Origin of the sequence: Commensalibacter intestini A911, assembly GCF_000231445.1 — a bacterium.
GTDB classification, from domain to species: Bacteria; Pseudomonadota; Alphaproteobacteria; order Acetobacterales; family Acetobacteraceae; genus Commensalibacter; species Commensalibacter intestini.
The window spans coordinates 1-12756 of record NZ_AGFR01000009.1 but is presented as its reverse complement, the minus strand read 5'-3'; the positions used below and the strand labels follow the sequence as shown (position 1 = coordinate 12756).

Annotated in this window: 8 protein-coding genes; 5 read left to right on the top strand and 3 right to left on the bottom strand. The window is 37.9% G+C overall.

Going from position 1 to position 12756, the window contains the following annotated elements:
• Nucleotides 1-6 precede the first annotated feature (6 nt).
• The 3 genes from radA (at nt 7) to ahcY (ending at nt 4659) form a co-directional block, all read left to right on the top strand.
• On the top strand, nt 7-1404 hold the full coding sequence (gene radA / locus CIN_RS07265; RefSeq protein ID WP_040364182.1) for a DNA repair protein RadA: 1398 nt from the start codon (nt 7-9) through the stop codon (nt 1402-1404).
• Between the two features lie 48 nt (nt 1405-1452).
• Nucleotides 1453-3267: a DUF262 domain-containing protein gene (locus CIN_RS07260; protein WP_008854427.1), complete on the top strand. Its 1815-nt coding sequence runs from the start codon at nt 1453-1455 to the stop codon at nt 3265-3267.
• Between the two features lie 93 nt (nt 3268-3360).
• Nucleotides 3361-4659 (top strand): adenosylhomocysteinase, encoded by a 1299-nt coding sequence (gene ahcY, locus CIN_RS07255; protein WP_008854426.1) that lies wholly within the window; start codon nt 3361-3363, stop codon nt 4657-4659.
• A 140-nt stretch (nt 4660-4799) separates the two neighbouring features.
• Here the strand turns inward: ahcY and CIN_RS07250 are convergent, their stop codons facing one another.
• The 3 genes from CIN_RS07250 to CIN_RS07240 are packed head-to-tail and all read right to left on the bottom strand — an operon-like array spanning nt 4800 to nt 7135.
• On the bottom strand, nt 4800-5018 hold the full coding sequence (locus CIN_RS07250) for a DUF6587 family protein (protein ID WP_040364181.1): 219 nt from the start codon (nt 5016-5018) through the stop codon (nt 4800-4802).
• A gap of 16 nt (nt 5019-5034) precedes the next feature.
• Complete coding sequence (feoB, locus tag CIN_RS07245) at nt 5035-6882, bottom strand: ferrous iron transport protein B (protein ID WP_008854425.1); 1848 nt, start codon at nt 6880-6882, stop codon at nt 5035-5037.
• Between the two features lie 4 nt (nt 6883-6886).
• Nucleotides 6887-7135, bottom strand: coding sequence for a FeoA family protein (locus CIN_RS07240; protein WP_008854424.1), 249 nt, complete (start codon nt 7133-7135; stop codon nt 6887-6889).
• 506 nt (nt 7136-7641) lie between these two features.
• On the opposite strand from CIN_RS07240, the gene clpB reads away from it, so the two are divergent.
• Together clpB and CIN_RS11505 are read left to right on the top strand one after the other, a co-directional pair.
• On the top strand, nt 7642-10248 hold the full coding sequence (gene clpB / locus CIN_RS07235; protein WP_008854423.1) for an ATP-dependent chaperone ClpB: 2607 nt from the start codon (nt 7642-7644) through the stop codon (nt 10246-10248).
• Nucleotides 10249-10424: 176 nt separating this feature from the next.
• Nucleotides 10425-12756, top strand: a 2332-nt coding sequence (locus CIN_RS11505; protein ID WP_170314047.1) for a Hint domain-containing protein, incomplete at its 3' end; no start/stop codon positions are given.

Sequence of the window (12756 nt, the reverse complement as noted above, 5' to 3'; positions counted from 1 at the left end):
TTATGAGTGGCGAAAAAGCCAGTTAAACAGTTTGTTTGTCAAAGTTGCGGATCGGTTTATCCTAAATGGATGGGACATTGTGAAGCTTGTGGTGAATGGAATACGATTGAAGAAGAAAAGCTTCAAACGACTCCTTTATCAGTGATTAATCATCAGCAAGGGCAAAAGATTGTTTTTTCTGGTTTAGATGGAGATAGTGCTCCTCCACCCCGTCAAGAAGTTGGCATTGCGGAACTGGATCGTGTTTTAGGTGGTGGGCTTGTGCAATCATCCGTCAGTTTAGTTGGTGGCGATCCAGGGATTGGTAAGTCTACACTTTTATTACAAACAGCTTGTGCTTTATCAAAGCAAGGACGCCGAGTTCTTTATATTTCAGGTGAAGAATCAATTAATCAAATTCGCATGCGTGCTAATCGCTTGGGATTGGAAGATAGTGAACAGCGCAAAAATATAGAGTTGGCTGCCTGTATTAATGTTTCAGATATTTTAGCGACGTTAGACACTGAACAAAATATTAGTTTGGTGATTATTGATTCGATCCAAACGATGTGGTTGGACAGTATTAATGGTGCGCCAGGTACCGTCAGTCAGGTCAGAGCCTCGGCTTTTGAGTTGATTCGCATGGCGAAGAAAAAAGAATTTTCTTTAATTTTTGTTGGACATGTGACCAAAGAAGGATCTTTGGCAGGCCCCAGAGTATTAGAACATATGGTCGATGCCGTTCTTTACTTTGAAGGGGATCGAGGGCATCAATTCCGTATTTTACGCGCTGCGAAAAATCGTTTTGGTGCAACGGATGAGATCGGTGTTTTCTCTATGACAGGAGAGGGGTTGGTTGAAGTCTCTAATCCTTCAGCACTTTTTTTAGCTGAGCGTCATGGGAACATCGCTGGTTCGGCAGTGTTCGCAGGGTTAGAAGGCACACGGCCTGTTTTGCTAGAAGTACAAGCCTTATTGGCTCCCAAAGCAGGAGATTCGGCGCCGAGGCGTACTGTCATCGGATGGGATGGCACACGTTTGAATATGTTGTTGGCGATTTTAGAAACACGATGCTCTTTACGGTTTAATAGTGTTGATGTGTATCTAAATATGGCTGGAGGTCTGCGGATTAGCGAACCTGCGGCTGATTTGGCAGTTGCAGCAGCATTGGTCTCTGCATTAATGCGACAACCCACTTCTCCTGGTTCTGTATTTTTTGGCGAGATTGGTTTGTCTGGTGAAGTCCGCCAGGTTCCTCAAGCAGATCTACGTGTTAAAGAAGCGCACAAATTAGGTTTTGATGAGATTATTCTGCCAAAACGTGTTGCCAGAGGGAACGCAAAACTATCTGCACCTAAAGGGTTACTTTTGCAGGAAATCGGACATATCATGGATTTAGTTTCTCAATTCACGATGGGCGAGTAGCATATTATTAATAAATTGATCAATTTTAATAAAATTAGGAAATAAAATATGGCTAAGAATATTGAACCGCAGTTGAAGAATATAGGGGTTTATTTAAAGCTTGCTAAATCTGAAAATTTTTTAATACCAGAATATCAACGAGCCTATTCTTGGGATACTGTGCAATGTGACAAATTACTACAAGATATTGAAAATTTCAGTAATACAAAAACAGATGATCCTTATTTTTTTGGAAGTATTATCGTTGATTGTTCTGATGCGGATAAATTTAGCTTGATTGATGGGCAACAAAGAACAACTACTTTTTTATTATTACTTAAAGCTATATTGATTAGATTGAATGATGTGATTTTAAATATTCCAGAAGATGAGGATTCTGAAGCTTTAATAGCTGGTCTTAAAGCTAATAGAGACAAAATTATGGCAATTTTGTACAAAGCTGAAGCTGAAGAGATTCCTGCGATGCGTAAAGATTACACAAAAACACAAGATATCTTAATTTTAGAAAATAAATCAATCAATGAATTATATCTTAAAGAGTTTAATTGCATTATTGGAGCGAAGGATTTTAAAAGTGCAGAGGATAATGTTCTGAAAATAAGCCATAAACGTAAAGATAATCGATATACGAATTACTTTCGTAACTTTAAATTTTTTTATATTAAATTAGTAGACGAAAATGATAGTTGGTTGAATTTTTTTACAAAAACTTTTTTAGATAAATGCCAAGTTATTGAAATTCGGAGTTGGCAAGTAGAGCAAGCAATTACTATGTTTAATTCTCTTAACTCTACGGGGTTACCACTTTCAGATGCAGATATTATTTCTGCGCAATTATACTCTTACGCATTAGATAAGAGAGAAGAATTTAATAAGCAATGGAACAATATTCTCCAACTGACTAAAAAATTAAATGCTCAAAATATAATAAATATAGATTCTGCGCTTCAACAATTTATGTATATTAAACGAGCATTAGATCAAGAATATGTTAGAATTACATCTTCTGTTGATGTAACTACCCCAGGTTTAAGGAGATATTATGCTGATAAAGAGAGTGAATTATTAAAAGAGCCATTTTTGTTATGTAATCAATTAATGAAAATTGTAAAAATTTGGAATGAAATTAAAGAATATTCTATCGTTAGAATACTTTTAAAATGTAATGTTAATGTTAAATTATATTTAGCTAGTTATTTATATCGATATGAAGTTAGTGAGATTACAGAAAAAAAAATATTAGATGTTTGTGAGTGTCTATTAAAGTTGTTTATAATTTTTGAATTAGAGGAAGTTGGCTATTCAAGTGTTAAATTTAAAACTTTTCTCTTTGCTGAAAACATAAAGTTAGTTGATCGTAATATTTCTGAAAAAACCATATGTAAAGATTTTCAAGAGCATATTGATAAAAATTGGACGAAAGAAGAAATAGAAGAGGCAATATTATTTTATAATAAAAATTTATTAGTTTTTGTTAATGAGTATTTATATGCGAAACATAAAAACGTAGAGTTTAATTTTTCAGATAAAGTAAATATTGAACATATTATGCCATCAAGTGGCCGTAATATTGAAAGTATTCGGCAAGATGCTGGAGTGGATAAAAACGAATTCCAAGAAATAGTAGATAGGCTTGGTAACAAAATACTACTCGAAGATGATATTAATAAGTCAGTTAGTAATGAATGGTTTAAAACTAAAAAGCAAAACTCTATTCAAGATAAAAGGGGTTATAAAGATAGTAAATATCTTGTTGCACAATCTTTAATTGATTATCATAAAGATACTTGGACAATAGATGATATTGATAGTGCAACAAAAAAAAATGTTCACAGAATTACGGATTTTATTTTTCAAAGTTAAAAAAGATTCTGTTTGTAGTTCATAAGATTGATCTATTTCCGATTATATCCTAATAATGCATTGAACTAAACATCATAAGAAAGACGGAATACCATGAGTGCACAGCACGATTATAAAGTAAAAGATATTTCATTGGCTGAATGGGGACGTAAAGAGGTCTCTATTGCGGAAGGCGAAATGCCAGGTCTAATGGCACTGCGCGAAGAATATAAAGGTAAAAATATTCTTAAAGGTGCACGGATTGCGGGTTGTTTACATATGACCATTCAAACAGCAGTTCTCATCGAAACCTTGATTGATTTAGGGGCTGAAGTCCGTTGGTCTTCTTGTAATATTTTCTCTACTCAAGATCATGCTGCTGCTGCAATGGCTGCTGCTGGTGTGCCTGTTTTCGCTTGGAAAGGCATGAATGAAGAAGAGTTCATGTGGTGTATTGAACAAACCGTTCATGGCCCAAATGGTTGGGTTCCAAATATGATTTTGGATGACGGTGGTGATTTAACCATTCTGATGCATGAAAAATATCCTGAAATGTTAAAAGATGTTCGTGGTCTTTCAGAAGAAACTACCACAGGTGTTCATCGTTTACATGCAATGGCTAAAAAAGGTCAATTATTAGTTCCTGCATTCAATGTTAATGACAGTGTAACCAAATCTAAATTTGATAATCTTTATGGATGTCGTGAAAGTTTGGTTGATGCTATCCGTCGTGGAACTGACGTGATGATGTCTGGTAAAGTTGCAGTTGTTGCTGGTTTTGGTGACGTGGGTAAAGGATCTGCTGCAAGTCTTCGTAATGCAGGTTGTCGCGTATTGGTTACCGAAGTTGATCCAATCTGTGCATTGCAAGCAGCAATGGAAGGCTATGAAGTGGTTACCATGGAAGCAGCTGCTCCTCGTGGTGATATCTTCGTAACATGTACAGGTAACATTGATATCATTACCTTAGACCATATGCGTGCCATGAAAAATCGTGCGATTGTTTGTAACATCGGACATTTTGATTCTGAAATCCAAGTGGGTAAACTTCGTAACTTCACATGGGATAATATTAAACCTCAAGTCGATGAAATCGTATTCCCAGATGGTAATCGTATTATCTTGTTGTCAGAAGGTCGCTTGGTAAATCTTGGAAATGCAACAGGTCACCCATCTTTCGTGATGTCTGCATCTTTCACCAACCAAACATTGGCTCAAATCGAGCTTTGGAATGCACCTGCTGGTAAATATGAACCTAAAGTTTATACATTACCTAAATTTTTAGATGAAAAAGTGGCTGCGTTACATTTAGATAAAGTTGGTGCTGCACTTTCTAAATTGAACAAAGAGCAAGCTGATTATATCGGTGTGGAAGTTCAAGGTCCATTTAAACCAGAAATGTATCGTTACTAATTCGTTGTAATTGAACGATAGTGATCGTTAAAAAAGCACATCATATTAATTATGATGTGCTTTTTTTATATAGTATTGGCTTCGAACTGGAACAAGAAGCCATTTCAGTTGTTTTGTTTATTTAATTGTGTCAGTTTAAATTAATGACACTTACTGCATTTGTCGCAAGAACTACATCCGCCCTTGCTGACAGGTGCACAATGTTTTAAAGCCCATTGTTGGGTTGGCATAGGTGCATGGACTAATTTTAATAAATTAGCTGTGCCTTGCCAGAGTGTCTTTCCAATTTTTGGGAAAAATCGATTTAACCAAAATAAAGCGCATATCCCTACAATTAAGATAACAAGAACGGTTTGCATACTCTATCTTCCTATTTTAAAAGAATAATGAAGCAACATGCCATGTAACAAAAGAACAGAAGTATGAAAGGATAAACAGATAAGCGGTCGTGCCTATCACGATTTTCCAAGATCCTGTTTCTTTTTTAATCACGGCGAGTGTTGAGAAACATTGTGGGGCAAAGACATACCATGCCAAGAAGGCTAGGCCTGTGGGAATGCTCCATTGGGTTGATAAAAAGTGGATTAGTTGTGTTGGGGCATCTGTATCAACGGCACCAACAGCATAAACAGTGGCCAAAGAGGTAACAGCAACTTCACGAGCAGCCAGCCCAAGGATCAACGCAACGCAGATTTCCCAGTTAAAGCCAATTGGGGAGAAGAAGGGTTGAATCCAATGTCCAATAATGCCTGCAAAACTAGAATCAATCGCAGGACCAGTAGCACCAGCTGGAGGGCTAGGGAAGCTAGAGAGTGCCCATAATAAGATACTGACAGTTAAAATAATATTTCCAACGCGAGAAACAAAGATTTCAATTCTTTGCCATAGACCAAAGGCAATATCACGCACATTAGGAAAACGATAAGAAGGAAGCTCTAAAATCAAGCTATTTTCATAGTTACTTTTGCCTTTTTTAAGAACAAAGGCGACAATGAAAGCGGTAACGATGCCTAAGAAATATAGAGCAAAGAGCACAATTCCTTGTAGGTTAAAGAGATAACCAACAGTTGTATGAGGAACGAATGCTGCAATTAATAACGCATAAACAGGTAAACGTGCTGAACATGTCATCAATGGTGCGATTAAGATCGTAACTAAACGGTCTTTGGCACTCGGGATGGTTCGAGTAGCCATAATTCCAGGGATAGCACAGGCAAAACTGGATAAAAGAGGAATAAATGAGCGTCCGTTTAATCCAACAGATGCCATAATCCGATCTAATAAGAATGCAGCTCTAGGCAAATAACCAGATTCTTCAAGACATAAAATCCATAAGAACAAAATCAAGATTTGCGGTAAGAACGCAACTGTTGTGCCAACACCAGCAAAAATACCATCAACAATTAGGCTCTGTAACATGCCGTCTGGTAGTAGATGTGCAACATGTTGCCCTAGCCATGTTGTAAAGTCTTGAATGCCATCCATAAATGGTTGTGCCCAAGAAAACACGGCTTGGAACATGATAAAAAGTAAAACAAGAAGAATAACAGGGCCAATAAAAGGGTGCAGAACCCAACGGTCTATTCTCTCATCAATGGCAACTGAAGTATGAGAGGTATTTTTCACACATTCCAGTAAGAGGCGTCGGACTTCAACATGGAGATCCGTTTCATCTGTTAATTCAATTGTTGGTGTTTTAAATGAATGATCAACAGAATCTAATAATGCTTTTGCACCGCCTTTTTGGGTAGCAACGGTTGGAACAATAGTAATTCCTAAAAGAGATTCTAGTTTGGGGATATCAATTTCAATGCCTCGCCTTTTGGCAATATCGCTCATATTCATAGCGATAATAGTGGGACGTTTTAAACGGCATATTTCTAATGCAAAACGCAAATGGAGTCGTAAATTGGTTGCATCAATAACGCAAATTAACGCATCTGGTGCGGCTTCATTGCGATATTTTCCCATACACATATCCCGAGTAACTTCTTCATCGGGACTGGTGGCGTTTAAACTGTAAGCGCCAGGAAGGTCAATGATAGTTACAGAGCGTCCTTCTGGGCTGGTGAATCGCCCTTCTTTACGTTCAACAGTCACGCCAGCATAGTTCGCAACTTTTTGACGGCTGCCTGTCAGCTGATTAAATAAAGCGGTTTTTCCGCAATTAGGGTTGCCGACTAAAGCAACTCTTGAATAGATATCTTTGTTTAAATCTGTCATTGTTTTATGAATCTGTGCGAATAATAATTCTTGCGGCTTCGTTGCGACGCAAGGCAAAACGAGTGGAGCCGACTTGAACCGCAATTGGGTTTGCACCAAAAGGCCCAAAGGCAATGATTTTGACAGTTTCTCCAGAAACAAACCCTAGGTCACGTAAACGATTAGAAATAGGATCAGGCGTTTGTAGATCTTCTACGTGATCAACAACGCATGTTTTTCCAGGAGATGAAGTGCTTAAATTGAATGTGCTCATAATAAAAATGGCCAAAATATATTAAGAATGATTTTCGTTCTTAACATATTGGCAGATTTTTTGACGTCTGTCATTAGCTTTACGTTAGATATGTAAAAAAGTTTCGAAATAAAATTGAGTGAGGAGAGTATAAAATAGAGTAAATAATAGGGTTATTAAGGGTTGTAATGGCAATTCATATGTGTGATTTTATATTCACTATTTAGCGATTGGTTTTGCGGAGTGAAAAGTAATTTAACTCTATAAATAAGAATGATTTTTTTAATATTGTTCTTCATTTTTAGCATAAAATGAGGTATAGTAAAAATAGGTAAAGACATGAAAGGTTTCTTTGCTGTAAAACATAGAGAGTAGGTCAAAATAAAGGTTTTTGATGCTGATTATGCTCTTGTTATGTTCTTATAAAATACTCACATATATAATATAAACTTCAATAGCAACGTTGCCTAATATTGGGACGTTATATGAAAAATAGGCTTGTCGCCTAAAAATTAAGGGACAAAATTATGGATATTGAAAAATTTACAGATAGATCTAAAGGATTTCTTCAAGCGGCGCAAACGATTGCGATCCGTGAATTTCATCAGCAATTGACACCTCAACATTTATTAAAAGCATTATTGGATGATGAGGAAGGTGCTGCGGCATCGTTAATTCGTGCTGCGGGTGGAGATCCGAAAATTATTCAAGGTGCAGTTGAGCATGTTTTAGCTTCTGTGCCAAAAGTGCAAGGCGGTGGTGCAGGGCAACCTCAAGCGACACCAGAGTTAATTCGTATATTAGATAATGCAGAGCAAGAAGCAAGCAAAGCAGGGGATACTTATGTTGCCCAAGATCGTTTGTTGCTAGCACTTGCGGCATCTGATACGCCTGCTGGTTATGCAATGCAGAAAAATGGCGTTTCTGCACAAAATTTATCTCATGCAATTGATGCTATTCGTAAAGGCAGAAAAGTTGATAGTGCTAATGCAGAGGCTTCTTTTGATGCATTGAAAAAATATGCACGAGATATGACTGAAATTGCTCGTCAAGGTAAGCTTGACCCAGTGATCGGTCGTGATGAAGAAATTCGTCGTGCGGTTCAAGTGCTTGCACGTCGTACTAAAAATAATCCTGTGTTAATCGGTGAACCTGGAGTGGGTAAAACCGCTATTGTCGAGGGGTTGGCGTTAAGGATTGTGAATGGTGACGTTCCTGAAGCACTTAAAAATAAACAATTGCTTGCTTTGGATTTGGGTGCTTTGGTCGCAGGTGCTAAATTTAGAGGAGAATTTGAGGAGCGTTTAAAAGCGGTTTTAAAAGAAGTTGAAACCGCTGCTGGGAAAGTGATTCTCTTTATTGATGAGATGCATACAATTGTTGGTGCAGGACGTGCGGATGGCGCGATGGATGCGTCTAATTTGATTAAGCCAGAACTTGCAAGAGGTACATTGCATTGCATTGGTGCGACAACTCTGGATGAATACCGTAAATATATTGAAAAAGATGCTGCATTAGCACGTCGTTTCCAACCTGTTTTCGTAGGTGAGCCTTCTGTTGCTGATACGATTTCTATTTTACGCGGTATTGCAGAAAAATATGAATTACACCATGGTGTTCGGATTGCTGATACTGCATTAGTAGCCGCAGCAACCTTGTCTAATCGCTATATTACGGATCGTTTTTTACCTGATAAAGCAATTGATTTGGTGGATGAAGCGGCTAGTCGCTTACGGATGCAAATTGACAGTAAACCAGAAGCTTTGGACGAATTGGATCGTCGTTTAATTCAGTTGAAAATTGAACGTGAAGCGTTAAAGCGTGAAGAGGATTCTGCTAGTAAAGAGCGTTTAGCAACATTAGAGAGTGAAATAGCTTCATTAGAAGAAAAATCTGATGCGATGACAGCTGCTTGGCATGCTGAAAAAGAGCAAGTGAATGCAGTACAAAAACTGCAAGAACAGTTGGATCAAGCGCGTTCTGAAGTCGAAGTTGCTCAACGTCAAGGGAATTTGGCAAAAGCATCTCAGTTGATGTATGGCACCATTCCTGATTTGCAAAAGCAAATCGAAGATACGCAAAGTAAGAATAATGAACATCCAGAATCTGGGCAGCTTGTTTCTCAGGCAGTTACTGATCATGAAATTGCTGGGGTAGTTTCTCGTTGGACAGGGATTCCAGTGGATAAAATGCTGGAAGGTGAACGTGCGAAATTACTTCGTATGGAAGATGAACTTCGTGAACGGGTTATTGGACAAGAAGCTGCATTAAAAGCGGTTTCTAATGCAGTTCGTCGCGCACGAGCAGGGTTGCAAGATCCTAATCGTCCGATTGGTTCTTTCTTATTCTTGGGCCCAACAGGTGTGGGTAAGACAGAGTTGACTAAGGCATTAGCTGATTTCTTGTTTGATGATGAAAAAGCCTTGTTACGCGTTGATATGAGCGAGTTTATGGAAAAACATGCTGTATCTCGTTTAATCGGTGCACCTCCTGGTTATGTTGGCTATGAAGAAGGTGGTGTGTTAACAGAAGCGGTTAGAAGACGTCCTTATCAAGTTATCCTCTTTGATGAAGTCGAAAAGGCGCATGAAGATGTGTTCAATATTTTATTGCAAGTGCTTGATGATGGTCGTTTAACTGATGGTCAAGGACGTACTGTCGATTTTAGAAATACCATGATTATTTTAACCAGTAACCTTGGTTCTGATGTATTGGCTAATCAACCTGATGGTGAAAGCTCAGAAATGGTCGAAGCTGAAGTGATGAAAGTCGTTCGTTCTCATTTCCGTCCAGAGTTTTTAAATCGTTTAGATGAAATTATTCTGTTTAGTCGTTTACAAAAAGCAGATATGGCAAAGATTGTTGATATTCAGTTGGGTCGTTTACAAAGCCTATTAGCTGATCGTAAGATTAAACTGGATCTTGATGAAAAAGCGCATAATTGGTTGGAAGAAGCCGGATATGATCCTGTTTATGGGGCTCGCCCTTTAAAACGAGTCATTCAACGGAATTTGCAAAATCAGTTGGCGGAGTTAGTGTTGCAAGGGAATGTTTATGATGGCGAAGATATTCCTGTGAGCGCGAATGATAAAGGGTTGTTAATTAAAGGTCAGCAAGGATCTGATTTGGGATAATTATTGAGTTAATCGAATTATTTAATATATAATTTTAACATAAAAAGTAGGCGTATATGTTACGCCTACTTTTTTTTATTTTATTCTAACAAAAATAATGGATCGTAATAAATTATTGATGATAGATTAAGTGGTTATATAAGATTAAAATTAATAAAAAAAAGAAAGTCGGGATAATGAGCGAGATTACTAGTCAAAATAATGTTGGGGCTCTTACTTCTTCTACTATTGTGAATAGTGGAGAGGTTTTGAATGCTGCTATTGTGGGTTCTAATGAAGATCTAACAGTTTTATCAGGCGGAAGTGCGGTTCTTGTTGTTGTGTCTGGTGGGGTCGAATATATTTCTGGTGGGCGTGCAGATAGCACGGTTATTTTATCAGGCACCCAATACGTATCAGGAGGTAATGTTGATAGTGTTGTTATTCATTCTGGTGCTGAGCAATATATCTATGGTGGTGTAGTATCTAATGTGACTGCTGATGGTAATCAATATGTATCAGGAGGTAGTGTTGGTAGTGTTGGTATTAATTCCGGTGCTGAGCAATATATCTATGACGGTGTAGTATCTAATGTGACTGTTGATGGCACTCAATATGTATCAGGAGGTAGTATTCATGGCGTTTTTATTAATTCCAGTGCTGTGCAATATATGTATGGTGGTTCAGTATCTTATGAGAATGTTTATGGCACTCAATATCTGTCAGGAGGTAGTATTCGTGGCGTTTTTATTAATTCCGGTGCTGTGCAATATATGTATGGTGGTTCAGTATCTTATGAGACTGTTGATGGCACACAATACGTATCTAGTGGTAATATTGGTGAGGCTACACTTGGTATAGATGCAACACAATATGTTTTTTCTGGTGGACAAATTATGTCTGATGCTACTGTTTATTACGGAGCAACGCAATATGTCTATGGAGGAACAGTTAATAATGTGTCCATGGTGTCGATTTTTACTATGTATCTTAGTAATTATATAGCAAGCACAGGGGATGATGGGAGTTGGTTGAAGCCTCAAATACAATATGTTGCCTCTGGTGGTATTGTAAATAATATAGAGATGCAAGAAGTGACTACTTCACAATGGTTATATACGTACCATTACGATGTAAAACATGCTTCAGCTGCGCAATATGTTGGGGATGGAGGTACTGTTAATGGAGGTTCTATAGTGGGAGGAACCCAGTATATTGCCAAAGGAGGTATCGTCAATGATATTAATTTAATTCAACGGACAGGCTATTCTGACTTCGAAGAAAGTATTGATTATGGTTTCCCCGAGCAATATGTTTCTGGAGGAGTTGCAAATCGTACAGTTATAAGTGGTGGCAATCAATATGTGTCTGATGAAGGGGTATCAAAAGATACGGTGCTTATTGGTGGAGGACAAACTGTTTCTATTGGAGGTATTGCAAGTCACACAGTTATAAGTGGTGGCAATCAATATGTGTCTTTTGGAGGTGTTGCAACAGATACAGTGATGATGAGTGGAAGCCAAGTGATTTATAGCGGTGGAGTTGCCAGTAATATGACTTTTTCTGCTGGTACGATATCTGTGTGTTCTGGAGGCAAGACTGTTGGGAATTTAATATTGTCTTCTGGAGGGTATTTATCCATCGCGAATGGAGGGACTTTAGAAGGAGATGTTACGTTAAGTAAAGGTGGCAGCATGACCATTGGGATGTCTAATGGTGGCTCTGTTGATTTAATTGGTGATCAGAATAGTGGTTTAGTGATTTCAGGTTATACATCTGGAGTGGATACCAGCGTTACGACGGTTATTAGTGGCTTTTCTGGATTGATGGCTATGGATGGCTTGTCAGATAAGGTAACTGTTGATGGGCTACAAGCAAATAATGTTTCCTCTGTGGCATATCCAGATGCTGATCATATTACATTACAATTATTAGATGGCACGTCTCTAACGCTTAATATGATTGGCATTAAATATACTGGTGTGACATTAGGCAGTGATGCTAGTGGTGATTTAACCATGATTGTATGTTTCTTGTCGGGCACGTTGATTAAGATGGCCAAAGGGGTTTGTGCGGTTGAGGATCTTCAAGTTGGAGATATGGTTTTAACTTATGATCCGCAGAGTAAGGCAAAAGTAAAAAAGAAAATTACGTGGGTTGGTAAACAAACGGCTCATGTGAATGCTAAGTTACCCGATGATCAAGCGGGCTATCCAGTTCGTATTTTAAAAGATGCGTTTAAGAAGAATGTTCCCAATAAAGATTTATTAATTACCTCAGAACATTGTTTATTTATTGATGGTCACTTTGTTCCTGCACGGATGTTGGTGAATGGGCGTTCTATTTTTTACGATTATTCGATAACGAGTTATGATTATTATCACGTTGAAACTGAAGATCATTCTGTGATTTGGGCGGATGGTATGTTAACGGAAAGCTATTTAAATACTGGCAATCGTCATTCATTTAATAAAGATCAGAAGGTTGTTCAGTTAGATCCTCATGTAAAGATTTGGGCAGAAGACGCTG

What these genes read in the sequence shown, in the direction of transcription:
- CIN_RS07260 (WP_008854427.1), top strand. Translation starts at nt 1,453, where the DNA reads ATGGCTAAGAATATTGAACCGCAGTTGAAGAATATAGGGGTTTATTTA.
- ahcY (WP_008854426.1), top strand. Translation starts at nt 3,361, where the DNA reads ATGAGTGCACAGCACGATTATAAAGTAAAAGATATTTCATTGGCTGAA.
- CIN_RS07250 (WP_040364181.1), bottom strand. Translation starts at nt 5,018, where the DNA reads ATGCAAACCGTTCTTGTTATCTTAATTGTAGGGATATGCGCTTTATTT.
- feoB (WP_008854425.1), bottom strand. Translation starts at nt 6,882, where the DNA reads ATGACAGATTTAAACAAAGATATCTATTCAAGAGTTGCTTTAGTCGGC.
- CIN_RS07240 (WP_008854424.1), bottom strand. Translation starts at nt 7,135, where the DNA reads ATGAGCACATTCAATTTAAGCACTTCATCTCCTGGAAAAACATGCGTT.
- clpB (WP_008854423.1), top strand. Translation starts at nt 7,642, where the DNA reads ATGGATATTGAAAAATTTACAGATAGATCTAAAGGATTTCTTCAAGCG.